Origin of the sequence: Photorhabdus sp. RM322S, from assembly GCF_042879395.1 — a bacterium.
Lineage (GTDB): Bacteria > Pseudomonadota > Gammaproteobacteria > Enterobacterales > Enterobacteriaceae > Photorhabdus > Photorhabdus khanii.
In genome coordinates this window covers 1-25,982 of sequence record NZ_JBHFKW010000012.1, presented here as the reverse complement: position 1 = coordinate 25,982, position 25,982 = coordinate 1, and the positions used below count along the sequence as shown (strand labels likewise).

29 protein-coding genes and 1 pseudogene are annotated in these 25,982 nt (G+C 45.8%); 10 read left to right on the top strand and 20 right to left on the bottom strand.

The window, feature by feature from the left end:
• Positions 1-113: 113 nt before the first annotated feature.
• The gene (locus ACGF63_RS09195) at positions 114-884 is read right to left on the bottom strand and encodes an ABC transporter permease (RefSeq protein ID WP_036849738.1); all 771 of its coding nucleotides are present in this window, start codon (positions 882-884) and stop codon (positions 114-116) included.
• On the bottom strand, positions 881-1,807 hold the full coding sequence (locus tag ACGF63_RS09190) for an ABC transporter ATP-binding protein (RefSeq protein ID WP_036849737.1): 927 nt from the start codon (positions 1,805-1,807) through the stop codon (positions 881-883). Before ACGF63_RS09190 ends, ACGF63_RS09195 begins: the two co-directional genes overlap by 4 nt.
• Positions 1,808-1,993: 186 nt before the next feature.
• Here ACGF63_RS09190 and can point away from each other — a divergent pair, with 186 nt between their 5' ends.
• Positions 1,994-2,647 (top strand): carbonate dehydratase, encoded by a 654-nt coding sequence (gene can, locus ACGF63_RS09185; RefSeq protein ID WP_036849736.1) that lies wholly within the window; start codon positions 1,994-1,996, stop codon positions 2,645-2,647.
• Positions 2,648-3,085: 438 nt separating this feature from the next.
• The gene (locus ACGF63_RS09180) at positions 3,086-3,340 is read left to right on the top strand and encodes an addiction module antitoxin (RefSeq protein WP_152963102.1); all 255 of its coding nucleotides are present in this window, start codon (positions 3,086-3,088) and stop codon (positions 3,338-3,340) included.
• 262 nt (positions 3,341-3,602) lie between these two features.
• Here the strand turns inward: ACGF63_RS09180 and hpt are convergent, their stop codons facing one another.
• The 4 genes from hpt to cueO all read right to left on the bottom strand — a co-directional run bounded on the left by hpt (position 3,603) and on the right by cueO (position 6,975).
• A complete protein-coding gene (hpt, locus tag ACGF63_RS09175) occupies positions 3,603-4,139 on the bottom strand; it encodes a hypoxanthine phosphoribosyltransferase (protein ID WP_036849734.1) in 537 nt (178 codons plus the stop codon).
• Positions 4,140-4,252: 113 nt separating this feature from the next.
• Complete coding sequence (locus ACGF63_RS09170; RefSeq protein WP_152963103.1) at positions 4,253-4,723, bottom strand: hypothetical protein; 471 nt, start codon at positions 4,721-4,723, stop codon at positions 4,253-4,255.
• A gap of 3 nt (positions 4,724-4,726) precedes the next feature.
• On the bottom strand, positions 4,727-5,266 hold the full coding sequence (locus ACGF63_RS09165; RefSeq protein ID WP_152963104.1) for a Panacea domain-containing protein: 540 nt from the start codon (positions 5,264-5,266) through the stop codon (positions 4,727-4,729).
• 164 nt (positions 5,267-5,430) lie between these two features.
• Positions 5,431-6,975, bottom strand: a complete 1,545-nt coding sequence (gene cueO, locus ACGF63_RS09160) for a multicopper oxidase CueO (protein ID WP_152963105.1) — start codon at positions 6,973-6,975, stop codon at positions 5,431-5,433.
• A gap of 189 nt (positions 6,976-7,164) precedes the next feature.
• Between cueO and ACGF63_RS09155 the strand changes: the two genes are divergently transcribed.
• From ACGF63_RS09155 to ACGF63_RS09140, 4 genes and pseudogenes are all read left to right on the top strand, one after another.
• The gene (locus ACGF63_RS09155; protein WP_036849730.1) at positions 7,165-7,512 is read left to right on the top strand and encodes a YacC family pilotin-like protein; all 348 of its coding nucleotides are present in this window, start codon (positions 7,165-7,167) and stop codon (positions 7,510-7,512) included.
• A 111-nt stretch (positions 7,513-7,623) separates the two neighbouring features.
• Positions 7,624-8,487, top strand: a complete 864-nt coding sequence (speE, locus tag ACGF63_RS09150) for a polyamine aminopropyltransferase (RefSeq protein WP_152963106.1) — start codon at positions 7,624-7,626, stop codon at positions 8,485-8,487.
• Between the two features lie 28 nt (positions 8,488-8,515).
• On the top strand, positions 8,516-9,310 hold the full coding sequence (gene speD, locus ACGF63_RS09145) for an adenosylmethionine decarboxylase (protein WP_036849728.1): 795 nt from the start codon (positions 8,516-8,518) through the stop codon (positions 9,308-9,310).
• A 241-nt stretch (positions 9,311-9,551) separates the two neighbouring features.
• Positions 9,552-9,997: pseudogene (locus ACGF63_RS09140) on the top strand (IS982 family transposase).
• Between the two features lie 107 nt (positions 9,998-10,104).
• Here the strand turns inward: ACGF63_RS09140 and ACGF63_RS09135 are convergent.
• The 3 genes from ACGF63_RS09135 to ACGF63_RS09125 form a co-directional block, all read right to left on the bottom strand.
• Positions 10,105-10,512: a type II toxin-antitoxin system HicB family antitoxin gene (locus ACGF63_RS09135; protein ID WP_036782624.1), complete on the bottom strand. Its 408-nt coding sequence runs from the start codon at positions 10,510-10,512 to the stop codon at positions 10,105-10,107.
• Positions 10,513-10,563: 51 nt separating this feature from the next.
• Entirely contained in the window at positions 10,564-10,746 is a 183-nt protein-coding gene (locus ACGF63_RS09130; RefSeq protein ID WP_036849727.1) for a type II toxin-antitoxin system HicA family toxin, read from the bottom strand.
• 552 nt (positions 10,747-11,298) lie between these two features.
• Complete coding sequence (locus ACGF63_RS09125; protein WP_112877039.1) at positions 11,299-11,460, bottom strand: isochorismatase family protein; 162 nt, start codon at positions 11,458-11,460, stop codon at positions 11,299-11,301.
• 238 nt (positions 11,461-11,698) lie between these two features.
• Here ACGF63_RS09125 and ACGF63_RS09120 point away from each other — a divergent pair, with 238 nt between their 5' ends.
• The gene (locus ACGF63_RS09120; RefSeq protein WP_049583294.1) at positions 11,699-11,878 is read left to right on the top strand and encodes a type II toxin-antitoxin system HicA family toxin; all 180 of its coding nucleotides are present in this window, start codon (positions 11,699-11,701) and stop codon (positions 11,876-11,878) included.
• 20 nt (positions 11,879-11,898) lie between these two features.
• Complete coding sequence (locus ACGF63_RS09115) at positions 11,899-12,309, top strand: type II toxin-antitoxin system HicB family antitoxin (protein ID WP_049583296.1); 411 nt, start codon at positions 11,899-11,901, stop codon at positions 12,307-12,309.
• 130 nt (positions 12,310-12,439) lie between these two features.
• Here the strand turns inward: ACGF63_RS09115 and ACGF63_RS09110 are convergent, their stop codons facing one another.
• From ACGF63_RS09110 to agaR, 9 genes are all read right to left on the bottom strand, one after another.
• Entirely contained in the window at positions 12,440-14,344 is a 1,905-nt protein-coding gene (locus ACGF63_RS09110; protein WP_162524171.1) for an enterotoxin, read from the bottom strand.
• 38 nt (positions 14,345-14,382) lie between these two features.
• A complete protein-coding gene (locus tag ACGF63_RS09105) occupies positions 14,383-15,243 on the bottom strand; it encodes a tagatose bisphosphate family class II aldolase (protein ID WP_036849726.1) in 861 nt (286 codons plus the stop codon).
• Positions 15,244-15,252: 9 nt separating this feature from the next.
• Positions 15,253-15,687: a PTS galactosamine/N-acetylgalactosamine transporter subunit IIA gene (gene agaF / locus ACGF63_RS09100; RefSeq protein WP_036849725.1), complete on the bottom strand. Its 435-nt coding sequence runs from the start codon at positions 15,685-15,687 to the stop codon at positions 15,253-15,255.
• A gap of 21 nt (positions 15,688-15,708) precedes the next feature.
• Positions 15,709-16,602: a PTS system mannose/fructose/sorbose family transporter subunit IID gene (locus ACGF63_RS09095; protein ID WP_021323155.1), complete on the bottom strand. Its 894-nt coding sequence runs from the start codon at positions 16,600-16,602 to the stop codon at positions 15,709-15,711.
• Positions 16,592-17,377: a PTS N-acetylgalactosamine transporter subunit IIC gene (gene agaW, locus ACGF63_RS09090; protein WP_152963108.1), complete on the bottom strand. Its 786-nt coding sequence runs from the start codon at positions 17,375-17,377 to the stop codon at positions 16,592-16,594. The genes ACGF63_RS09095 and agaW overlap by 11 nt, the downstream gene beginning before the upstream one ends.
• A gap of 11 nt (positions 17,378-17,388) precedes the next feature.
• Positions 17,389-17,871, bottom strand: a complete 483-nt coding sequence (gene agaV, locus ACGF63_RS09085; protein ID WP_152963109.1) for a PTS N-acetylgalactosamine transporter subunit IIB — start codon at positions 17,869-17,871, stop codon at positions 17,389-17,391.
• A 2-nt stretch (positions 17,872-17,873) separates the two neighbouring features.
• Complete coding sequence (locus ACGF63_RS09080; protein ID WP_152963110.1) at positions 17,874-19,055, bottom strand: AgaS family sugar isomerase; 1,182 nt, start codon at positions 19,053-19,055, stop codon at positions 17,874-17,876.
• On the bottom strand, positions 19,052-20,347 hold the full coding sequence (locus tag ACGF63_RS09075; protein ID WP_387630272.1) for a D-tagatose-bisphosphate aldolase, class II, non-catalytic subunit: 1,296 nt from the start codon (positions 20,345-20,347) through the stop codon (positions 19,052-19,054). Before ACGF63_RS09075 ends, ACGF63_RS09080 begins: the two co-directional genes overlap by 4 nt.
• A gap of 65 nt (positions 20,348-20,412) precedes the next feature.
• Positions 20,413-21,186: a transcriptional repressor AgaR gene (gene agaR, locus ACGF63_RS09070; RefSeq protein WP_036849720.1), complete on the bottom strand. Its 774-nt coding sequence runs from the start codon at positions 21,184-21,186 to the stop codon at positions 20,413-20,415.
• 399 nt (positions 21,187-21,585) lie between these two features.
• Between agaR and ampC the strand changes: the two genes are divergently transcribed.
• Entirely contained in the window at positions 21,586-22,743 is a 1,158-nt protein-coding gene (gene ampC, locus ACGF63_RS09065) for a class C beta-lactamase (protein ID WP_387630268.1), read from the top strand.
• Between the two features lie 81 nt (positions 22,744-22,824).
• Here ampC and ACGF63_RS09060 read toward each other — a convergent pair whose 3' ends face one another.
• Both ACGF63_RS09060 and ACGF63_RS09055 read right to left on the bottom strand, forming a co-directional pair.
• Positions 22,825-24,123 (bottom strand): phospholipase, encoded by a 1,299-nt coding sequence (locus tag ACGF63_RS09060; RefSeq protein ID WP_387630265.1) that lies wholly within the window; start codon positions 24,121-24,123, stop codon positions 22,825-22,827.
• A 33-nt stretch (positions 24,124-24,156) separates the two neighbouring features.
• The gene (locus ACGF63_RS09055; protein WP_387630262.1) at positions 24,157-24,633 is read right to left on the bottom strand and encodes a CesT family type III secretion system chaperone; all 477 of its coding nucleotides are present in this window, start codon (positions 24,631-24,633) and stop codon (positions 24,157-24,159) included.
• A gap of 441 nt (positions 24,634-25,074) precedes the next feature.
• Here ACGF63_RS09055 and ACGF63_RS09050 point away from each other — a divergent pair.
• On the top strand, positions 25,075-25,982 hold a 908-nt coding region (locus tag ACGF63_RS09050; protein WP_387630260.1), incomplete at its 3' end, for a filamentous hemagglutinin N-terminal domain-containing protein.

Sequence of the window (25,982 nt, the reverse complement as noted above, 5' to 3'; positions counted from 1 at the left end):
TGACGGTTCTTCTCCCATCTTAGTCATGGTGCCAGTTCCCCAACATAAAGCGAAGGAATATCAGCCCCGAAATCATAATCAATGGTTTCGGGGTTTTTCATTTATGAAGCTATTTAAGTCCTCAACCCCCGCCCTGTTTCAATCAAATACCAGGCGACAAAATAAAAAACCGCAATAAACGCAGTCAAAACACCCAACGTTACTGTTAAAGAAACATCGGTAATTCCCATAAAGCCGTAACGGAAACCACTAATCATATAAACGATCGGATTCAGTTTGGAAACAGCTTGCCAAAATGGCGGTAATAATGTCAGCGAATAAAACACCCCGCCAAGATAAGTCAGAGGCGTTAATACGAAGGTCGGAATAATGCTGATATCATCAAATGTCTTAGCAAAAATAGAATTCAGCAAACCACCCAGCGAGAACAGAATTGATGTCATCAGCAAAGTGACAACAATCATCCACCACGCATGAATATGAAGCGGAACAAAAAACAGAGAAACCAATGTCACCAGAATACCAACACAAACACCGCGGGCAACACCACCACCCACAAAACCTGCAATAACAATATGTGTTGGAACCGGCGCTACCAATAATTCCTCAATACTGCGCTGAAATTTCGCCCCAAAGAAAGAAGAAGAAACATTGGCATAAGAGTTAGTAATCACTGCCATCATAATCAGGCCAGGGACAATAAACTGCATATAATCCACACCGCCCATTTGTCCAATCCGCGAACCGATCAAACTACCAAAAATAACAAAATAGAGTGACATAGTGATAACCGGCGGTAATAAAGTCTGTACCCAGATACGACCAAAACGGGTAATTTCTTTAATCCAGAGCGTTTTTAGCGCCACCCAGTACAGCTGAATCATTTACGGTCTCCTTGCTTGTTGTTCACCAAACTGACAAACAACTCTTCCAGACGGTTTGCTTTATTACGCATACTTGGGATCTGAATACCCTGAGCATTTAATTGGGTAAATACACCATTTAACCCCTGTTCACGCTGAACATCGACTTCCAGGGTCGATGTGTCTATCACCCGGTAATTATATCCGGCAAGTTCAGGCGCTGGACTTTTCGTCGCCAGATCGAAGAAGAACGTTTCAGATTCCACCTGACTAAGTAAATTTTTCATACTGGTGTTTTCCACCAGCTCACCATGCTGAATAATACCAATATTACGGCATAGCATTTCTGCCTCTTCCAGATAGTGCGTGGTCAGAATGATCGTTGTTCCCTGTGCATTCAACTCTTGCAAAAAATTCCACATAGAGCGGCGCAGTTCAATATCAACACCGGCTGTCGGCTCATCAAGGATTAATAATTTAGGCTGATGCATCAAAGCACGTACAATCATCAGACGCCGTTTCATACCACCAGACAAGCGGATCGCCCGTTGATCGCGTTTTTCCCACAGATCCAATTTTGACAGATAAGTTTTCGCTCTGGCTTGAGCCACTTTTCGCGGCACACCGTAATAACCCGCCTGATTGAGAACAATCTGCAACACCGTTTCAAACGGGTTAAAGTTAAACTCCTGCGGAACAAGACCTAACTGGCGCTTGGCATTCACAATATCCGTATCAATATCGTAGCCAAACACCTTAACCTTACCGCTGCTTTTGTTTACCAGAGAACTGATAATACCGATTGTGGTGGACTTCCCTGCACCGTTCGGACCCAATAACGCGTAGAAATCTCCTGCTTCTACATTCAGGTCAATCCCACGCAGCGCCTTAACATCACCAGTGTAGGTCTTGGTAAGCTGCGTTAACTCCAATGCATAAGTCATAAATTAAAAAAACCTTTATTATCTGGCCGCTTTTGCGTGCAATATGAAAATATAATGCGCCTTTCCTGCCTGGTTTTCTTTGCAAAAACAGTAGAAAGATGAAAAACAAACAGCAACAAAATATTAAAATTTTAATTGATGTTGTATATGATTCTATCTTAAATAAACGCTATCAGGCTATTCACCATGATGAAAAAAATAGAAGAGTTGCTTGCCAATAACAAGCAGTGGTCAGAATCGGTTAACGAAGAAAACCCAAAATTTTTCAAAGAATTAGCAAAGTCTCAGAAACCCCATTTCTTGTGGATTGGTTGCTCAGACAGTCGGGTACCCGCAGAAAAACTGATTGATGCCGCTCCCGGTGACCTGTTTGTGCACAGAAATGTGGCAAACCTGGTTATCCATACTGACTTAAATTGTCTTTCTGTTATTCAATACGCAATAGACGTACTGGAAGTTGAACATATTATTATCTGCGGCCATTATGGCTGTGGTGGTATCGAAGCCGCAATTGATGGCACTGAACTGGGATTGATTAACAACTGGCTGCTGCATATCCGCGATCTCTGGTATAAACACAGTTCTATGCTAGGTGAATTACCGCCTAATGAACGCCTGAACCGTCTGTGCGAAATCAACGTTGTCGAACAAGTGTATAACCTTGGTCACTCAACTATTATGCAAGCCGCATGGAAACGGGGACAGAAAGTGATGATCCACGGCTGGGTTTACGGTATCCATAATGGTCAGTTGCAGGATCTGGACGTCACGGCTGACAGTCGTGAAAAGCTGGAACTTGCCTATCGTCAGACCGTATCCAAACTGACGAATAAAAAGTAAGTTTTCAGGTAACTATACCCTATAGATTTCAAGATGCATCGCGACGGCAAGGGAGCGAATCCCCAGGAGCATAGCTCACTATGTGACCGGGGTGAGCGAGTGCAGCCAACAAAGAGGCAACTTGAAAGATAACGGGTATAACAAAATACGCTGTAGAAAAGGTTATATTTAACCTCTTCTACAGCGTAATTAAACGAAGATTAATACAGATTTTCATTTTATTAAATCGCTGCCTATTTAAATATCAAGTATCTATTTTGATTTCTTTATTTTACGAATGTACGCATATGGTAATAAAAAGAAAACAAAATAGTTCATGAAAAAGAACATTTTTATGGGCGATCTAATCACATTACCTGTAATAACAATGTTGATATTTCGGTAAGACCACTCTAAAGTGTCAACAATGTGATAACAGTTACTTGCGAGGAAAGTTCTATGCTCACTCATGTCAGAAAAATTGCAAACTCTGTTGGTACTATTATTCCAGCTCAACTATTGAAATCCCTCTACCTGAAAGAGGGTGACCAATTATCAATTGTCGAAGAACAAAGGAAAACCGTGATCTCTGCGGTAAACCATCGTCCCAAGTACAAATTAGCCGATCGACTTGCTTTATGTGACTCAGAAGCACCAATGCCTGAAATCTTAAAAGAATGGGATGCCAGTAAGCCTGTAGGGAATGAAGTGTAATGGCAATATTTCAACGAAGGGATATTATTGAGGCTTGCTTAAACCCAGTCGCTGGTCAAGAGCTGCAAGGTGACAAAAGGCCATACATATTGGAATAAATTCTACTGTTAATCAGGGATATCTGCCGATATGGTTCTACGACCGGAAGCCGTATTAGGCACCAGTGCCGAAATGTAGATAGGGACGCAGCCCTATACATCATTCCTGAATCACAAAATAAAAACGGCAACCCGAAAGCTGCCGCTTCCAGATTCTGTCAAAATTACTCTTCCAACAAAATCACATGGCCGATATAAGGCAAATGGCGATAATGCTGCGCATAATCAATACCGTAACCCACAACAAATTTATCTTCAATTGAGTAACCAATCCATTCAACCGGAACATCAACTTCACGGCGGGAAGGTTTATCAAGCAAAGTACAGATTGCCAGTGATTTTGGCTCACGCAGTGCCAGAATTTCACGCACTTTATTCAGAGTATTACCTGAATCAATAATGTCTTCCACAATCAGCACATGTTTGCCACGAATATCTTCATCCAAATCTTTAAGAATTTTCACATCGCGGGTGGAATTCATACCGCTGCCATAACTGGAAGCCGTCATAAAATCCACTTCATGAGGAACCTGAATTTCACGGCACAAATCAGCCATAAAAATAAATGAGCCTCTCAGTAACCCGACCATAACCAGCTCGTTGCCACTGTCACGATAGTGTTCAGTGATCTGTTTTCCCAACTCAGCGATACGTTGCTTAACCTCCTGTTCGGAGATCATAACTTCTACAGTGTGTTTCATTATAAATATAACCAATTGTTTTTAAAAATAATAATCATGATAAAGCACAGTGAAAATCATGATTATTAGTATGCCGATTGATACTCCGTTCTTTTGAACAGAATAAGATACAGCTAACCAACAAATCGTTCTAGTGACTCTAATATTTTGCGTTTCTGTCCACGTTTCATCGTCGGGGAACATTTAACCGCCTTATAAACTTCACGCATACAATAATCAGCGACTTTACCTTTAACAATATTATGATAATCAGTGCTGATTTTTCCCTTAATATCATTAATATCAAATGCCGCATGAGCATCTATACAATTAACAAACGAATCCCATTGCAAAAACTTATGATCTTTCTGAAGCAGATCAACCTGACATTGAAGAAGCTCCTGCCGTAATTGGATAAATTCGCTGATTTTAGAATTAATTATCAGAACAAGCAGCGGCTCACAGTAGCAAACCAACAGATATTTTAACTTTGGAGGCGTTGTAAAAGGACAGTGAAGATAAAGAACATCTCCCATAGCTAAACTCTGCCGGGCTAAGAAATCTGCCCTAAAAGATGCAGGAAATTTGTCACCAAGATTAGTCATCAGCTACTCAGCAGAAGTCAGATAAGCAACTAATTTGTCACCATCTTTGCAACTGGCCGCTATTACTTCCAATGGAATTTCACCATTCTGATCAGCGGCCATCCAAACGCTATCGTGACTGATATCACGTATTTCTTTAAAAGAAAGATTCCCATACTTCTCAATTGCTTCATTTATGCAATTAATATCTGAATCACTGAATACATCTTCATTGAAATTACGTAACGCACGCACCTGATGATTTCCATTACTGCCGTCTACTGACAAAGATGATCGAATAACATCAATGTCACACCCATTTGGAATAAAGCGCCCGTCACCTCTGGCTATCTTTATAATATCATAAGCATTTTCTGCGACAGGCCCATCTTTCATCGCAAGATAGTTATCACCAGTAATAAGCCGTCCATAATATTCTAAATGGAGCCTGTCAGCAAAATACAGAATTTTACCCACATGATAAATATCAGGGATTGGCGCTACAGAGGCAACATACAGAATAGCCTCTACAGCCTTTTCTGAGTCAAACCTTACATTAAGCATCTCAACACCTTCATTTAAACAGGACAAATAACACTCAAAAATCTGCGTCTATTTTAGTGCCTACAGTAATCACTGTACAACGCTTTGTGGTGTTCTATTGATACTGACCGCCACCATGGCCTAAAAAACACGATAAAACCAAATAAGAGGCAATGTGAGCAAGATTATTTACTAACAGTAAAACCCAGCATCATACCGGTATCCTCATGCTCCAGCAGATGACAATGCGCCATAAATGGATATTTAGCTCCCGCCGTATGATTGAACTGAACCAGCACTTCACTCTCCTTACCTTCCACATGAACAATATCTTTCCAGCCACTGCGGTGAGCAGCAGGTTTGCGGCCATTTTCACGCAAAATGCGGAAACGGGTACCGTGGATATGGAACGGATGCAGCATCATATCGCCAACCCCCGAAATCACCCAGTGCTCATATTGCCCCTGTTTAACATCAAAAGCAGGTTCTGTCATAGAGAAAGCCTGCCCATTGATGGTATTCGCATGATGGAAATTGAATTCACCGCCATGATGCATATCTCCGTGGTTCATATTCCCATGATGCATTCCCATACCCGCCATAGCTTGCTCACCGTAGCGCTGAGACAACAGCATCATCCCCTGCATATCCAGACGACCATCCATCGCCAGATGCAAATTACGTCTATTCAAGCCCTTTAGGGAAGGCAAGGCAGGAAGAGCGACAAGCTGCTCCGACAATATTGTGCGGCTGGAAAAAAGCTGAGGTTGAATACGTAAAACTGGTAATGGCTGATCGAACGGCGGTAATGTCATTCCCATCTGAACCACCGGTAACGTCACCAGATCGAAAGGTTTTCCATCCGACGTATTCACCACGACTTCAAAACGTTCTCCCGACAGAATCGATAACTTATTAACCGCAACGGGTTCTGCTAACAAGCCACCATCACTGGCAACAACATACAATTCTCGGCCATCACCAGCAGCAATATTCAGGCTGCGGGCATTACAACCATTCAGCAAACGCAGGCGTAACCAACCACGTGGCGCGATATGCTGAGGTAAAACAACGCCGTTGGTCAACATCATATCGCCAAACCAACCAACAGCAGCACTCATCACATCCAGTTGATAATCAATCTGACCCTCTTTATTCAAGCGTTTATCCTGTAAAATCACCGGAACATCATCCACCCCCCATTGGTTTGGCAAACCCGTTTTAATGCTGTTCTCATCTTCAATCAGTACTAATCCACCAAGCCCCATTGCCACCTGATAACCCGTATTACCATGTGTATGCGGATGGAACCAGCAAGTTGCTTCCGGTTGTTCAAGGGTAAAACTCACGGTTCGACTCCCACCTGGTGCAATCATCGCATGTGGACCACCATCAGCCTCCCCGGTAATTTCCAGACCGTGCCAGTGAACCGTCGTCTCTTCCGGCAGATGATTACGAATATCGATAGTGACAGGTTTACCTGAAGTCAATTTCAATGCCGGGCCAAGTAAATCACCATTGTAACCCCAAGTTTTAGTCACCGATCCCGCTCTAAAACAGGATTGCCCGGCTTTGATTTCAATAGCAATTTTACCTGATGCATCTGGCTCTATCTGTGGAGGAATGGGGAGCGCCGGATAGGGTTCAGCAAAGGAGAAACAGCTCCAGACAGGTAACATACCGGAGACACCGATAACGGCACTTAATTTAATAAAATCACGTCGTTGCATATCAATCTCCTGATTAAACTGGCAAAAAATAACACATAGCAGCAACGTAAAGGTTACCCTTACGGGAAGGTCAAGCGATGGGAATGTGATTTAAATCGATCTTTACAGTAATTTAAAAAAATATATTTTTCCGGACAAAGATATTAATATGTTAACGTAACCTGACATGAATTCATTATAATAATACAAATGCGAAAATTAGCCTTATTGACTTACCTATTAGTTCTTTTCGGTTTTTCCCACCCCGCAAAAGCGCTGACAGAAAATGAAGCTGAAGATCTGGCAGATCTGACAGCGGTGTTTATCTATCTAAAATATGACTGTGGTTACAGCCAAATCCCTGACCGGGAAATTAAGCGGGCCATTATCTATTTCGCTCAACGTAATAAGTGGGATTTGACCAATTACAACAGCCAATTGATGGATAGACTCAATGAAGAAAGCTATCAGGATCTGAAAGGTATTTACCTCTCCAATGCGATAAAGTGCCATGCCCTCGCCAGAGATTCGTTGAGCCTATTTGCCTACGTGAAGTAGTTCCTCCCCTCATACCCCTTAAGGGGTAAATTTCACCGTGCAACTGTGAGGATTGTTGGCTATTATGTGAGCCCAATTTTCACGGCCATCACAGTGGAGGAAAGCTGCGGCATGTCACAAAAAGAAACTTGGTACGAAACCCTGCACGCCAATTTTGGTCAGTATTTTTCGGTCGATAAAGTGCTTTATCACGATAAAACTGAGCATCAGGATTTGATTATCTTTGAAAATGCGGAGTTAGGCCGCATCATGGCGCTGGATGGTACAGTACAAACGACTGAACGTGATGAATTTATCTACCACGAAATGATGGCTCATGTTCCTCTGTTCGCCCACGGAAACGCCAAACGCGTGCTGATTATCGGCGGTGGCGATGGCGGTATGCTGCGCGAAGTCTGTCGTCATCAATACCTTGAAAGCGTTACTATGGTTGAAATTGATGCCGGCGTAGTTGAATTCTGCCGTCAGTATCTGCCTAACCATAATGCCGGTGCTTATGATGATCCGCGCTTCAACCTGGTCATTGACGATGGTGTTAATTTCGTTAGCACCACCGACCAGAAATTCGATGTCATTATTTCTGACTGCACGGATCCGATCGGACCTGGTGAAGGATTATTCACATCGGAATTCTATCAAGGTTGCCAGCGCTGTCTGAATGAAGGTGGCATTTTTGTTGCCCAGAATGGCGTCTGTCTTCTACAACAGGATGAAGCGGTAACCAGCCATAAAAAATTGAGCAACTATTTCGCTGACAGCAGTTTCTATCAGGCTGCTATTCCAACCTATTATGGTGGAATAATGACCTTTGCATGGGCAAGCCAGAACCGGGCATTACGTCATGTAGATCCGACAACACTGCAACAGCGCTTTAATGCCGCAGGTTTTACCTGCCGCTACTACAACCCAGCCGTTCACGTAGGTAGCTTTGCTCTACCGCAATATCTGCTGGATGCACTATCCAAGAACCCATAATCACCCATAAGCCAAGAGGTGAAATAAATTGCACAAGCTGAAATTGCACGGCTTTAATAACCTGACAAAAAGCCTGAGTTTTTGTATTTATGATATCTGCTATGCAAAAAGCCAAGCTGATCGGGATAGTTATATCGCCTACATTGACGAACAATATAACGCTAATCGTTTAACGGAAATTCTCAGCGAAACCTGTTTGATCATTGGTGCAAATATTCTGAATATTGCCCGCCAAGACTATGAGCCACAAGGGGCAAGTGTCACTATACTCGTCAGCGAAGAGCCGATGGATCCAAAGGATGTAGACAATACTGAAAATCCAGGTCCATTACCCGATTCTGTCGTTGCTCATTTGGATAAGAGCCATATCTGTGTCCACACTTACCCAGAGAGTCATCCGGGCGGTGGCATATGCACTTTCCGGGCTGATATTGAAGTATCAACCTGCGGTGTTATTTCACCTCTCAAAGCGCTGAACTATCTGATCCACGAATTGGAATCGGATATTGTCACAATGGATTATCGCGTCCGTGGTTTCACCAGAGATGTGAATGGCGTGAAGCACTATATCGATCACGAAATCAGTTCTATTCAGAATTATATGACCGAAGAAGTGCAATCACAGTATTACATGATGGATGTCAATATTTATCAGGAAAATTTATTTCATACAAAAATGATGCTAAAAGAATTTGACCTGAATGATTGTTTATTTAATGCCACACCAGAGCAATTAAGTGAAACTGAAAAGCTGGAAATTACCCATCTCTTAAAAAAAGAGATACAAGAAATTTACTATGGACGTAATTTACCCGCTGTTTAACTTTCACTAACTTATTATTTAACCTGAGGTTTGCTTAAGAAGGGGACTAAGTGCCTGAGGCACGATCAAAGTTTTTGCTAGATAAAACAAAATCGTGGAGATCCTCAGGCACATCTAATTTAGAAGAACTTTACTGCTCGATGACTTTTGCCAACAATTTATTCCTCTCTGGCATCAACAGTTAATTGAAAATGGCTTGCTCAAACGTCGCCGCGAAGTTTCCCTTTCTCTCAGTGAAGTCATGACGCTCCTCATTTTATTCCACATGAGCCATTATCGTGATTTTAAAACGTTTTATATTCAGCATGTTAAACACTATCTTCAGGCCGATTTTCCCAAATTGGTCAGCTATACCCGGATGTTAACCTTGAAGCAAAAGGCGCTCATTCCCCTCTGTGCTTTTCTTTCGTCACGCAAGGCTGAAACCCAGGGGATCGCTTTTATTGATTCAACCAAAATTGCCGTTTGTCACAACCTCCGTATTCCCCGTCATCGCGTATTTGAGGGCGTCGCACAGCGAGGGAAAACGTGTACAGACGGTTTTATGGCTTTAAACTTCATCTGATTATCAATGATTGTGGTGAACTTTTGGCGGTTAAGTTGACCTCAGGAAATAAAGATGATCGTCATCCAGTCAAAGCACGGGTACAAGGGTTAAAAACCGAGCTTGAATTTACGGGATTGTGATATCGCTATTTTTAAACGAAACTGAGGTTAGTCATGTCACTTTGGTATTCTTAAAAGAAAAAACCCGCTGTTAGCGGGCTTTTCATGGTTTTGATAGAGGGATTATCTTACGAGTGTTTCGACAGCTCACGCCGAGCCAATTCAGCCAAGAATCCGCTGCGGCTATGATACTCACGATGTGAGTTCACGTATTCATCAATTCTACCCAACAAAAGTTGGGGCATAGTAATGTTTAGCTTGATGGCTTTTCCATCGTATTTAGTTAAATCCATGTCAACATAAGCCCAACTGCCGCCGGTGCAATCTTCATTGCTTAGATGGTCAGCAACAGTTCTGGCTTGTACTGGAGCCTCACCCTTTTCGCTCATGTATTCAAAATAAGTATCTAATGCGTTTTGAGCATCGCTAATAGCGTCGTCAATGGTATCGCCAGCAAAGTAACATCCGATCACGTCTGGCACAAAACCGGAAAACGATCCGTCGTCAGCCTGATGTAAATAAATAGGATATCTCATGCTTACACCTTCTCTTTGATTAAAGAGCGGCCTTTCAACCGCTTAATTAAGTTATTTCAGTCCTGCTTGTTTAAGTATTTTATTGAGCGTCCCGACCGCCAAATCTTTGCGCGGATGCGGAATTACTATCGGGCTGGGTTCCCCTGATTTCTCGAAAACATGATGCGAACCATTGGCTCGCACAAAATTCCAGCCAACCGCTTTGATTTGCTTTATTAGTTCATCGCTAGACATTATCCCTCTCTTTAATCAAAACCAAGAGAATGATAGCACTTTTCATACCCACCATCAACACCAATACCCATGATGGGTATAAGAAATATTGTTCGGGTAGCCGACTATTTTGTCACTCACAGGTTTAGAACGCGAATAACTAGGGGCTGATTACAAGTAATGCTAAAAAAATCAGGATTTGGGGAAGGTTATGACTTATATTCATTAAGCAATGAATATATTATTATTGTATATGATCCTATTAATAAGCGTCATAGAATTTGTCTTTCTGTTAATCCTGATCCTGCTGGCTATCGTCCATGGTATTTTAATCAAGTAACCTGAGGTTTGCTTAAGAAGGGAACTAAGTGCCTGAGGCACGATCAAAGTTTTTGTCAAATAAAACAGAATCGTGGAGATCCTCAGGCATATCTAATTTAGAAGAACTTTACTGCGGCGTCGATGACTTTTGCCAACAATTTATTCCTCTCTGGCATCAACAGTTAATTGAAAATGGCTTGCTCAAACGTCGCCGCGAAGCTTCCCTTTCTCTCAGTGAAGTCATGATGCTCCTCATTGAGCATCATTAGCATAAACCACCAGCCAATCCGGTTGACGCCGGGCATGATCAATCAGCCGTTTAATTACCGGTACGATCTTCATCGCATCCGCCTCATTGGCGAGTAATCCTGTGACAAAATCGTTCAGCATGTCAATTACGATCAACGCTTTCATTCGTTTTGCCCTTTAAATTTATTTGTACAAAAACAATTGCAGTGACTTGCTTCCACCACTAAGTTACAAACAATTCTGACAAGATTTTCTTATGATTAATATTAGCTCATGAAACTGGGATGGCCGACTTTTTAGCTGTTCTAGCAGCTAATAATAACGCCAATAACCCCTATTATCTTGACACATAACATTACAGGGTTATTATAACCCTACAAAGACAAAACAAGAGAACTGGAGGATGGATAGCAGAAACGCGATAGCAATGATAGAAGCTGACGGATGGTATCTGGTGAGGGTTAAAGGCAGTCATCATCAGTTCAAACATCCGACCAAGAAAGGACTGGTAACGGTAAAACACCCACAAAAGGACATACCTTTACCAACATTAAAAAGTATCCAAAAACAGGCGGGGCTTTAGCCCACTTCTTGGAGGTGTAAATGTTATATCCAGTTGCCATTGACAAAGGTAATTCATCCTTCGGCGTCCGTGTCCCAGATATCCCAGGTTGCTTTTCTGGCGGAGATAATTTTACAGACGCGATAGAAAGCGCCCGTGAAGCAATTGAAGCGCATATCGAATTGCTGGTTGATGATAACGAAGTAGTACCAGAAGCGACCAGCGTGGAAAACTATCTGACAAACCCTGAATATATGGGGGCAATATGGGCATTAGTTGATGTAGATATTACCCGATTATTGGGGAAGTCAGAAAAAATCAACGTCACTCTTCCATCATTGCTGATCCGCCGTATCGATCAATTCGTCGCAAGCCATCCAGAATACGGGAGTCGTTCAGGTTTTTTATCACATATAGCAGCAGAAAAAGTTATTGGTAGAGCCAAAATCTAATACATCTGAAGTGTCAAATTATTGACAATATGCTGACTTTATTCTAATAAAACACCGCCATAATAGTTTCCACAAATAATCACGGCCCTGAATAAAATAGTTTATCCAGGGCCACTTAATAACACGGTGATTATTTCGATGGTGTCAAAGAAAAGGTCAACGTCTCCAACGGCTGGAGGGTAATCAACGCTGTTTTATTGATAAACTTCGGCACCGAGTTGTTCTCGCCATAGTCTATCTTAACGTCATATACCGAAGGCTGATTATCAGGTAATTCAAGATCGCTTTGCAGATCCAGATAATATTGTTTCACTTCATCAGCAGGATTACGCAAAGTAATAATCGACTTTTTCGGACTCCAGGCTCCCCAACCATACACCGCTAGATCGGTGGGATCTTTACCAATCCAATGGGTATCAAACAGCACATCTTTATTTTCCTCTGACCATTTCGCCGCATTTGCCAGCGTATCCCAATCCTCTGTGGTCAACAGTTCAGGCGTAACATACATCTCCTGTAACTGAGTGCCACTGCCAAAATAGCTCCAAACCTGATCGGCAAAATCTTTAGGTGACTGTTTATCCAGATGCTTAGCCTGTTTAGCATAAACAATACCATGCAGCATCAACGAATTCAGTGGGAACAGCGGCCCATTTCTTACGACATTACGATAAGTTTCCGCATCACGGTAGGTAAGCCACTGCTGCACTTTGGAACCTTTACCGTAAAACTCCACATCATAGCCACCACGCCAAATAGAATCGGCGAAAAATAGCCAGGAAGGCGTGGCTTTGGTGCCCGTGGTCAAGTTGATAAACAGATCATTTCCTGTACCGCGCATATCTTCAATAAGATGGATAGCGGCATCAAAATCACTGGTGAATGAACTCCCTTTAATCACACGATCAGCATTGCCGGTGCCATCTAGCTTAAACATGGATACATTTTGTTGTTGAATCAGGTTGAGCACCCGGTTATGGAAATTGGCGTAGTAATTAGGGCCTGAAAGCGCAAATCGGCCATCTATCACTTCATAACCAAACTCCTCCGCATGAGAAACACGTTGCTCACCGGGTTTACCATAACCGCCCCAAGGAGAAAGCCAAATACCTAAACGAGCACGATATTGATCTGCCGCCTGTTTAAGATTTTTGAATTCATGGGGAAATGCCTCACTAAAACCCCAATCTCCTTTGAGGTTATCCCAACCATCATCAAACAGATAACCACTCAACTTCACATCGCGCTTAGTCACCAACTCCTGCCCAAACTGATTGATACGGGTCAACGCCTCTTGTTCGGTATAAGGAGTGAAGAAACCAATATCGTACCAAGAGTTGTAATGCAGGTAAGGGCTGTATTTACGCGGACGAGCGTTGTTTAAAAATTCATTGACGTTGCGCCGCAATTGCCCTTCTTGATAAACACCAATATACGTCTTATAACTTAACGTTTTCCCCGGCTCTAACGGGATAGAGAGTGCAATTTTTTGCGAAGTGTCCCCTTTATAAGCCTCAGTGTTAATCAATGGATTACCGGGAACAATAAAGAATCTATCGCTGATAATCGGTGAACTGACGATAGAGCCGTGAACAAAAGCGGTTTTAGTGTGAAATGGTATCAACGAGACGGAGCTGAGTTCCAACGCGTTTTCCTGCGGTGTAATAGTGATTTCAAACGAGCCGTACTTATCTTTACCTTCCACAGTAATTATATTACTTACCTGAATGTCGCCATGTTTCAAGGAAACAACAATACGATTGTGCTTTTTGCTGATATCAGTAATCTGAAAATCTTTAGCCGTGAGCTTCTCTCCTGATTTCAACGTGATTTCAAACAGACTGTCAGTAATGATTTGATCGTGGTTTTTCGGATTTTCAAATTTTAGTTGCGTCACTTTACCGTGTTCATCGCTAACCGCTACATGATAATTGTCACCCTCCAATCGCCAGCTATCTGCCCAGACTGGAGCGCCATAAAACACGGAACTGGCTAATAAACTCAACGTAATTTTATTTAACGTTCTTATTTTCACAGCAGTTTCCTTATAGTCAGAATGAAAAAACAGAATCTTCACGAATACAGCTTGCCTGTACTGCCACAAATCCGGATCTTTTCTTCTACTACTGCCTGCATAGCCTGTTTTCCCGGCGCGATATATTTACGTGGATCATTCGCATCTGGATGCTGGATGAAATAGCGCTTTACCGCATCAGCAAAAGCAATTTTCAGATCGGTCGCCACATTGACTTTACATACGCCAAGACCAATCGCCTGCTGTATCATCACTTCAGGAATACCCGATGCGCCATGCAGCACCAACGGAATATTCACCTGTTCACAGATTGCAGCTAACCGATCAAAATCCAGATGCGGTTCACCATGATATAAACCATGCGCAGAGCCAATCGCTACCGCCAGAGAATCAATACCGGTACGGGCAACAAAGGCTTTTGCTGCCAGCGGATCGGTAAAAAAACTATCGGCATTGGAGACCTGCAAATCATCTTCCTGCCCGCCTAGCCGCCCCAATTCCGCCTCAACGCTAACATCGTAACGATGGCAAAATCGTACCACCTCAGCCACCTTACGAATATTCTCCTCAAAGGGTAAATGCGAGCCATCAATCATTACTGAACGTACACCTGCGGTCACTTTATGGCTGATATCCTCCAATTCCTCATGATGATCGAGATGCAATGCCAGTGGCAAATTGTGGCGGCGAGCGGCATCCTGACAGATTGACACCAGGTAGTCAGTCCCCGCATAACTGAAAGTGCCCGGCGTACCCGCCAGAATAACCGGTGATGCCAGGCGGGCAGCGGTTTCCGCTACCACCTGGATAGTTTCCAGATTATGGACGTTGAAAGCAGGAACCGCATAACCTTCACGCAGAGCCTTTTTCAGCATTTGACGACTGGAAATCAGGTACATACAAGCTCCTTAAATGCCATCCAGATTCAGGCTGTCATATCGCCGTTTCTGTTGTTCATGCCACAGGCTGGTCAATCCCCGCCGCCCACATTCCAGCGCCATATCACGAAAGGTTTCCAGCGCCATACCTTCACGGTCCAGCATCATTTCTACCACCAACTGCATATTAGTCCCGGTGATAACTTCATAACGTGGATTGACTATCGCCAGTTGTGCCGCCTGACGAAACGGTGATCCGCCCAGCAAATCACTGAGGATAATCACACCATCGCCACTATCACAGGCGGAGCAAGCCGCCTCCAGCAACACCAATAATTTTTCAGTGCTGATCCCTTCTGGAAAATCGACAGCACAACACTGGGGCTGTTGCCCTACGACCTGCTCCACCGCCTGCAACAAACCACTGGCAAAATACCCATGACCGGTGATTACAATACCTAACATGCCATCTCCTCAGTGCGCTTGTTAAAGAAAACCAACAAATTTACCCACAATGCCGATCACCACCGTCAAGCCAATCAACTTGACCGGCGAAAATCCTTTTTTCATCAGCCAAAACACCAGCAGGGTGAAACATAACGGCAATAAATTAGGCATCAGTTTATCCAACACATCTTTCTGCAACGCCACACTGGCCTTACCGGCATTGACCACTACCGGTGTCGAGAGATGGACATAGGAAGCCACCAGTGCCCCTATCACCGTCATTCCCACGATTGATGCCGCATGGGAGATCTTTTTGGTATGCTTTTTTAGCAAGACCAGCGCGCTGGTTCCGGTACGATAACCATAATGTGCCAGACCAAAACGCAAGCCAAAATGTACGATATTGAACAGCAATAGAAATACGAGGGGACCAAACAGACTGCCCTGTAGCGCCAGAGATGCCCCAATCCCAGCGCAGATGGGCAACAGCGTCAGCCAGAACAACGCATCACCAATCCCGCCCAGCGGCCCCATTAGCGCGACTTTCACGGCACGGATAGTAGAAATTTTCTCTTTATTCCGTTCCATCGCCAGCACCAACCCGGACAGGAAGGTGACATCAAACGGATGCACATTGATAAATTCCATGTGCATCTTCATAGAATTCGCCAGATCTTGCGGATCCTTATGGATCTTACGCAGCCCAGGGATCAAGGTGTACAACCAGCCTCCCGCCTGCATACGCTCATAGTTAAATGATGCCTGTAACAACAGGGAGCGCCACGCCATACGATTCAGATCGCGGTTAGTCAGCTCTTCACCCGGTGTACTGTCCTGATAATCATCCTGCTCAACCTGACTGGTTGCCAGTGCCTGCGCCATCCTTTTCTCAGCTTTAGCCGCCATAGCAGCATCGGTATCGTTAAATGCCATCTTCCATCTCCTGAGACTGGGTGGTAGGTGCGCCGCATTCAGCTGCATCTTCTATACGGGAACGGTTAAAGAAATCGATTAAGGCGATCGCCAATGCGCCGAGTGCTACGGCAATAATTGGCATATTAAGGAACGTGACCGAAATAAAGCCCAGAATGAAATAAGCTATATAGGTCTTTTTCATCATGATTTTCATCAGCATGGAAAAACCGATGGCAGGCATCATTCCGCCAGCAACGGCCAACCCGTCCAACAACCACTGCGGCGCTTTCTGCACCATGACGCTGGCAGCGTCGGCACCAAAATAGACTGGCAAAAACGCCACAATAAAGTAGAAGCAAAACAAAATGGTGATACCCAGATAGTTCACACGTTCCACACCGCGCCAATTCAACGCTTTCACCATCTGATCGCATTTATGCATCATGGGTGAGAACAGGGTAAACAACAGCGTAATACAGCCTTGTACCGCAATGGAAAATGGTACCGCTATACCAATCGCCACTTTAGGATCGGCCTGAGTCAAAATAGCAAATGCGGTACCAATTACCCCACCAATCACCACATTTGGCGGTTGAGCACCAGCCAGTGGCACCATTCCCATCCAGACCAGCTCCAGCGTCCCCCCTACCAGCAAACCCGTCTGTACATCCCCTAAAATCAACCCGACCAGCGGGCCAATCACCACTGGGCGGTGAAAATGGGTCAATCCATCAAACAGATCCACTCCCGCCAACCCGGCCAGTAATCCAATCAATATCGCATCAATCAGCATAACTCACCTCTTTAGAACAACAGTTTATCGATAAGCTCTCCCGCTTCATCCGGTACCCGCCGTATCTCGCAGGTAACACCCAATTGCTCTAGTTCACGAAACACCACTACGTCACTATCATCAACCGAAACAGTCTTATGGATCTGGCGCTTCCCTTCAGCAAAATGCATATTGCCCACGTTAACAAATCGGATCGGCACTCCCCCCTTAACCAGCGTCAGTACATCTTGCGGTGTTTTACAGACGATAAAAATTTTCTGGCGTTCAGCCGCTTTATGGATCACATCAATGGTTTTTTGCAGAGTGAAATAGCGGGTCTGAATCCCATCGGAAACCACCATATCCATCAGGTTTTGCTGCATCAAATCACCGGCAACTTGATCGTTAGCCACCAATACCAAATTGGCCCCCAGTGAATTGGTCCAGGTCACACCTACCTGACCATGCACCAACCGGTTATCAATTCGGGTCATTAAAATATTCGGTATCGACATAATCACTCCTGCTTACATGCTGTTCTTTGTGAATAAGATGAGAGATAAGGATAAATTTCCACCCCCTTCACTACACGGTTGACCTCCCCTGTTGGACATGGATTGTCCGGCGTGATACCCAACGCCAGCGAGGTTTCAAACGCTAACATCTGCAAAAACATCAGATAGGGAAAAAGCAGCCAGATATCATCTTGTTCACTGTTAATCGCCGTTAATCCTTCCCCCGGCGTGCCACTCAGAGCAACAACCTGACGCGCCAGTCCGTCATGATTCAGTTCATGCCACAAATCGAGATCATAACGACGACGATACTTATCAGCAGAAAGCATCATGACCACCAGCGTATCGCGCTCGATCATAAACTTCGGCCCATGACGCACCCCCATCGACGAATCGTAACGGGTGGCGATATACCCGGCGGTCAACTCCAGCATCTTGAGCGCCCCTTCTTCGGCTATACCGGTAAAACAGCTGGAACCCAAACACATCATGCGCTTAAAACCACTACGTGCCAGTCGCTTAGTCTGTACCTGCCACTGTCTCCACTCTCGCTCGCACAACGCAGCCATCGCCATCAGTGACGCACCACGCTGTTCCAGCGTTAACGGCCCCAACAGCAACGCTGTCGCCAGCGTCATACAACTGAAACTGGACGTCATGGCAAAACTCTGGTCATGAGAACCCTGCGGCATATTCAATGAACAGACATGAGCGCGTCCTTCGGCATAACGTGCCAGTGCACCATCGGGATTGCAGGTCAACATCAGGTGATAACAGCGTGGTAGTATCTGATCGGCCAGTTTTACCGCTGCCACGCTCTCCGGACTATTGCCGGATCGCCCATAAGAAATCAGCAACGTTGAACGTGTTGGATCGAGGTATTGCAAAGGAGAAGGCACAATGTCCGTGGTGCTGTACGCAACCACATTCAGCCCGCACTGCTCACGCAACCAAGGAGCCAGCGCGCGCCCGACAAACGCGGATGACCCTGCGCCACACAGCACTATCTGTAACTGCGGATCAGACAACAAAGGCAGCAAAAAAGGTCGCCACAACGCTTCCTCACGTTGCAGGTTTTGATATAACTGACGCCAAAGCGCAGGCTGTTGGTGAATCTCTCTGGCAGTATGCAACGCGTGATGCTCACGCAGCCAGGCTTCGCTATAGAAAAACAGCTCATTCATACGAGAGCTCCTTGTGCCTCAGACTCACAAGCTTGGGCATAGCTCAAAAGCACAGAACGAATCTTGTCCAACACCCAGGCATGCGGGTCATTTTCCAACCTTCCCGCGTTAACTGCCTGCGCTTGTTCTGGCAGGTACTGACTCAGCAGTGAAAGGGAAACCGGATGACGGCGCAGATTATCTATCAAAGTATTCACGGCCTGTTGTACCTGCGGGTGCGGCCAGTAGTAACGCACGCGATCGCTCAAACTGTATTGACGATCAATAAACTGCTGATGCGGTGTACCGTGGTAATATCGGTTCCAGTATTCCGGCTGTTCAAGCATAACCTGTTCCAATATGGCGCACAGATTCGCCGCTGTCTGTTCCCCATTCCATTCACCATCAATTTTATCGAGCGCGAAAAGCGCCTCACGCAGAGCAAAAGTCAAAGCGGGACCGACTTTGAGAATAGCGAAATGATCACGAACCAATTCACGGTAAGACTGTGCAGTTTGATAATCGGTAGAATGCGCTTCATAGACTAAGTAAGGCTGAGATTCGATATATTGACTCAGTGCCGCTGCACGTCCCGATTGATAATGTTCGACATTATGGTGATCGAACTCCACACCCGGCTGCACCACCAGCGCAATCACCCGCGGCCAGACCTGCTCCAGCCCGGCCAATCGCCAGGCTTGTTGATGTACATTCAACGTTGTGGCCGCTGCCTGAGGTGTCGTGACCTGCATTCCTTCCAACGCTTCTTTAGCGCCGCCCGGTACCGGCACTTCGGTGCCGATCACATAAACCGGTGATTCTCCCCCCACCTGCTGCCAGCAACGTTCTGCCACCTGGCACAAACGAGCCGCGCGTACCGCAATCTCATGATCACCAAGCGGTATTGGATCATCGGCGCAAGACATAGAGCAATCGAGGTGGATCTTACGAAATCCTGCGGCCACATAATCGTGTATCAACGTTTCAGCCAGTTTCATCGCTTCTGCTGCGGTGCGGTCCTGCCAAGCGTTCGGTCCAAGATGATCACCGCCCAGCCAAACACGATCACGCGGTAAACCGATAAGATCAGCTTGTCGCCAAACGGCATCACGGAACTGAGCGGGCTGCATACCGGTATAACCCCCAAACTGATTAACCTGATTAGACGTTGCTTCAATCAGTATCGGCGTCTTACGCTCTTTAGCGACGCGCAAAGCACTTTCCAATACCCAAGGGTGGGCGGAACAGACCGAATAGATCCCCACCGCTTCACCTAATTTATGGCGACGAATAAGTTGTAATAGTGACTGCATGGTGTCTCCCATGCGGGCAAAAACCCGGTTATAAACTCTTAGACAAGTTCTAATCTCTGTAAGAGTTATTCGTCGGCAATAACCACATCTACGCCGAATTCAGTTAATGCCCGCCTGTAGTTATCGGGGATCCGGCTGTCAGTAATCAGCCGATGAATCTGTCCAGCCTGACGGATCATACAAAAGCTTCTGCGCCCAAATTTACTGGCATCCGCCACAGCGATAATTTCATGTGCCACCTCACACATCACGCGATTAAGGTGAGCTTCGCCGGGGTGGGGCGTGGTAATCCCTGCTTCCAGATCAAATCCATCGACACCAAGAAACAGAGTATTAAAGCGATACTGACGCAATTGCTGTTCCGCCGCCGGACCATAAAGCGAGTAGGAGTTCTGACGCACACTCCCACCAAGCACCATCACCTCCATCCGATCAAATCCCGCCAGTTCATAGGCGATATTCAACGCGTTAGTCATGACCACCAAATCACGCCGTTCCTTAAGATATGGCACGATTTGGGTAGTCGTGGAGCCGGAGTCAAGGATCAAGGCATCACCATCCTTAACAAACTGTGCCGCCGTGGCCGCAATACGTGATTTCACATCGCGATTCATCCGGCCTTTATCTTGCAGGGGGCGATCAAAGGCGAATTGCTGATTCAACATGGCACCGCCATAAGAACGCAGCGCACAACCTTTTTGCTCCAGATAACGCAGGTCATTACGGATAGTGACGCTGGAAACCCCAAAACGGGAACTCAAATGCTCAACACGCACACTGCCCTCATGGCACAGCAGGTCAATAATCTGTTCACGTCTTTTCACAGTGTCCATTGCCATTCCGTTATGCTCCTCAGATTTCAGCAACAAGTTCACGTCACCTGTGATGAATTGCTTTCCCTCTCTTTCGGTTAAATTACAACAAAAGCAATGAAATGAAATTGTGATCAGTGTTGCAGTCTATTATATAGACAAAATTAGGTTAAAAAGGTTTCGATTGAAAACAAAACGAAAGAGAATATTAAGTTCTATCGTTACTTATGCTTACCCCAAAATAAGCTTTCATCCGCTTTTTTAGTAGAAATTGATATTAAAGAAACGAAAGCCCTTGGTTTTCAATCAACAACCGCAAGGTTTTATTTTGTCAGGTGATAGAGATCACAAATTTTGTGATTGGGTGTGAAAAGACTGATAAAATCCAGAACTGAACGCTCTCACGGTAATAAAAGGACACACCACATGACAAAACGATTTTCGGTGCTGACTGGCGGGCTGCTGCTCGCCGCTTCTCTCGGCGCTCAAGCTTCGAATACACCCGATCAGTCCCATCTAACAAATACTGTTGATAAGACCATACATTCCCTGATGCAGGAATATGACATTCCAGGAATGGCGATTGCGGTAACTTTCCGCGGTCAGCATTTCTTCTATCAATACGGTGACGCGTCAAAAGAGAACAACACGCCGGTCACCAAAGAGACGATCTTTGAATTAGGCTCAGTCAGCAAAACCTTTACCGCCAGCCTGATTTCTTGGGCGCAAGTGACGGGAGCCATTTCCCTCTCCGATAAGGCCAGCCAGCATTTTCAACCACTTGCAGGCAGCGCCTTTGACAATATAAGCCTGCTGAATATTGCCACCTACACCGCGGGCGGCCTGCCATTACAGTTCCCTGATGAGATCGACAGCAATAGCAAAATGGTGAACTGGTATCAGCACTGGCAGCCGAAGTATGCGCCCGGAACTTACCGCCAATACTCCAATCCCAGCATTGGCCTGGCGGGCTATATCGCTGCCCAACGCCTTGGAAAACCTTACTCAATGCTGGTAACAAACCAAATTCTTTCACCGCTTGGTCTACATCATGCCCGGTTTAACGTGCCCGAACAGGATATGAAGAATTATGCCTGGGGTTATTCAAAAGAGAATAAACCGATTCGCGTAACCCCCGGCGTACTGGATGAAGAAGCCTATGGTCTGAAAGCCAGTGTGCAGGATATGATCAGCTTCGTTGATGCGAATATCGATCCTTCCCGCATAGGTGATAGCAAGCTGGCACAGGCCATTCGGGCAACCCATACCGGCTATTACCGGGTGGGGGAAATGACGCAAGGACTGGGCTGGGAGCTTTATCACTGGCCCGTTACCCTTGAGCAGGTACTGAGCGGCAACTCGGCGCAGATCGCTTATCAAGCCAACAAAACCACGGAACTATCGCCGCCGGAGCCGCCAACAGAGGCGCTTTTTATCAATAAAACCGGCTCCACCAATGGCTTCGGCGCGTATGTCGCGTTTGTGCCGCAAGAGCAAATGGGTATTGTGCTGCTAGCCAATAAAAACTACCCCAACGAGGCGCGCATCAAAGCGGCCTGGCAAATCCTCAATGCGCTGAAATAACGTGCAATTACGTTAGATACAATGTCTGTTAGCAGCGACAACGCCTCCCACAGGAGGCGTTGTCCATAACATATCGAGTCATTAAGCAAGTAAGGCTTCCAGACCAGCGGTCACCGCCTCCATACGGTGACCACCTGAGTGCTCAATCACATAACGCTTGCCTACCTGAGAAGAGGCATCCAGGCCAAAAATACCATGTTCGGCCTTCTGACTCAGCGGATCGCTACTGGTATTGATGTGGGTAACGTTGGCACTATCCAACTTGTCGGCCAGCCGATCCCGCAATCCTACATGCAATCCCATGCTATTAAATGCGGTGACCTTGATCCCATGTTTGATGCCCGCATATTGCGCCAACCCACCGCCTAAAGAGTGGCCCAGAACCTCAACTTTGCCGCCATATTGTTTGGTAAAGGCCTTGACCAAGCGATCAGCATCCTGAAACGCACTGTCCTTGATCCCTAAAGCAGCGCCAACATCACTCTTCACAGTACCAGGACGCTTGGTTGGTTGAGTGCCCACAAAGGAAAGCACCATGGTATCGTCACGCTTATAGACAGCAACCTTGAGCGCAGACCAGCGATCCCCCTCAAGGATCAAAGGATCATTCTCCCCCTTGCCGGGGCGAACATGCAGGGTTAACTCACTGCCGGTACCGCCACTACCATCCTCCCGGCGAGCCAGTATCGAGGACGGGATATCGGCCAAAGTGGCATGACTGTAACCTGCCGGCATATCCCGATAACTACTGGAGCAACTGACTCTCGCCAATTGAGCCTCATCCATCACTGCTTTGGCTCCGACAGCATTCAACGGCTCTTGTTCCGCTTTAGCCACAAAGGCTGGTTTGGCGATCACCTTGGCGGAATTCAGCAATTGCTCGGCACGGGTTCCAGCCTGCAAACGATCGGACGCACCAAGCGGTAGATGTGAGACTCCTTTCATGCCCGCGCCAGCCAGCCCCAAGGTAGAGGATGCCAGCAAACGCCCTGTGGATTCCGCCAGGTTTTTAACGCCTGCAACACCGACCGTAATCGCACCACTCGTTACGCTACTGGCACCGCCAGTGATATTAGCCAAACCCTTGACAATGGCCCCGGTCCAGTAACGCGCCTTACCTTTGGCGCTCTGTGCATGGGAGTCATGTCCTCCCTGTATAGCAGTGCCAATCTTGCGAGCTGGGGCACTCAGGGTCAGATATTTCAGTGTGGTGGTCAGCACCTTGCCCGGTGACACCTGAGTACCAAGAGCGGTACTGGTGTAATGGGAGGCAAGATGATGATGAACATTGTTATTGCGGGACGGTGTCTGTACTTCCCCGTTCGAGAGGGACGACAATGCAGTAGCGCTGGGAGTGTGCCCAAGACCTTGAATAGACATCTTATTCTCCTTTGTTATTAAGATGACAACCACTCAGCATACGATGGCTGAACCTGGTAATGGATGCAGTGCAGATGCTTCATTCTGCTGAGAGTTGATCACCTGAAACTGGGCCTGCAAGCTGATCCCAAGATCGAGAAACTCACCCAGAGTCTGCATAAATGCAGTTTCGTCGAACATCTCGATCAACGCAGAGAAACTCAACACCAGATAATTGGTGCGACTGTCCAAACTGATCTGACTACCGCCCGTGGTGAGACCGAACATATTCAGCTCAAGGGCAGCCCGAGTCAGCATCAACTGGCTCGGTTCATCTGCTGGCAATCGCAACAACGGAATATAGATATAAAATGCCTGAACATCGTCGTTATCCGGCACTTCAATGATGCACTCTCCACCTTGACCGAAAGGTGCTGTACAGTGACCATCGCTGCCGAGGCTCAAAGCCACGCCTTGGCGTTCACCAACAAGGCGCAACCATTCCGATACTGTCTGCTGATATGCTTTCACTATGATGTTCTCCGCTCATTATCCCTTGCAAACGGAAGGGTTTCGCACGCAAATAGGAAGTAGGAGCATGTTAACAATCACTGGCAAACCACGATTTATCTCCGGGGCGAAGTTTTTTATATCGACGTCGAAATAGTGATTTATCAGCAGTTGGGTTGAAGACGTAATACCATCACGCGGAAACTGAAAGAGCTGGAGTTGGCGTAAGGAGATAATATCTCCAGCATTACCACCACTTTCCAACATTTAATATATCGCATTCCCCATTGTCAGGATTAAATAACCTGATGCTGATCACATTTCGCACTATCCATTCAGACAGATAATTAATCACACATTAGAATAGTTTTATTATGTCACTATAAAATTATCAATATTTTCTATGGAAAAATGACCGTTTTATCACCAAAGCCCAATTAACTTCAGAAAAGAGAGAGTACGATGGATAAGCGCAGCAACCCGTTGGTCAGGGCCACGAGTTATCTTTTAATTTACCTGACCGCCATCCAGCCGCTACATCCGGCTATCGCCGCCGGAATAACGCCGGATAATCACCGCACACAGGTACAAAATCAGGGTGATGTCCCGGTGGTGAATATCGCCACACCGAATAGCGCGGGAATATCCCACAACACCTATCAAGAGTTTAACGTTGCCACTCAGGGTGCCGTGCTCAATAACGCCACGCAGGCGGCACAATCACAGCTGGCCGGGCAACTGAACGCCAACCCTAACCTGACAGGCAACGCAGCGGAACTGATTATCAATGAAGTCACCGGCAACGGGCGCTCCGAGCTGCAAGGTCAGTTGGAAATTGTGGGCAATAAAGCCAATGTGATGATTGCCAATCCCAACGGCATCACCTGTGATGGTTGTGGTTTTATTAATACTTCCAGCGCAACCCTGACTACCGGTAAACCCCAGTTTGACAAACAAGGGGCACTGGAAGCATTGGAAGTGAAACAAGGTCTGATTACCATTGGTAGCAAAGGACTGGAGGGTAAGGCGACAGATTATGTCGATATCATCAGCCGGGCTACGGAATTAAATGGGAAAATTCAGGCCAACACACTCTCTCTGACGCAGGGAGCCAACCGCATCAGCTTAAAAGACGGCACGGTTAACCCTATCGCCGGAGAAGGCGCTAAACCGCAATTAGCCATTGATACCAAAGCATTAGGCGGCATGTATGCCAATAAAATCCGGCTGGTGGCGACAGAGGACGGTGTCGGCGTTAACCTGAAAGAGTTAACCAGCGACCAGCGAGATATCACGTTAAACGTTAATGGCAAAATTGAATTAGGAAATACCAAGGCTAAAACCGACTTAAATATTATGGGTAAAGAAAC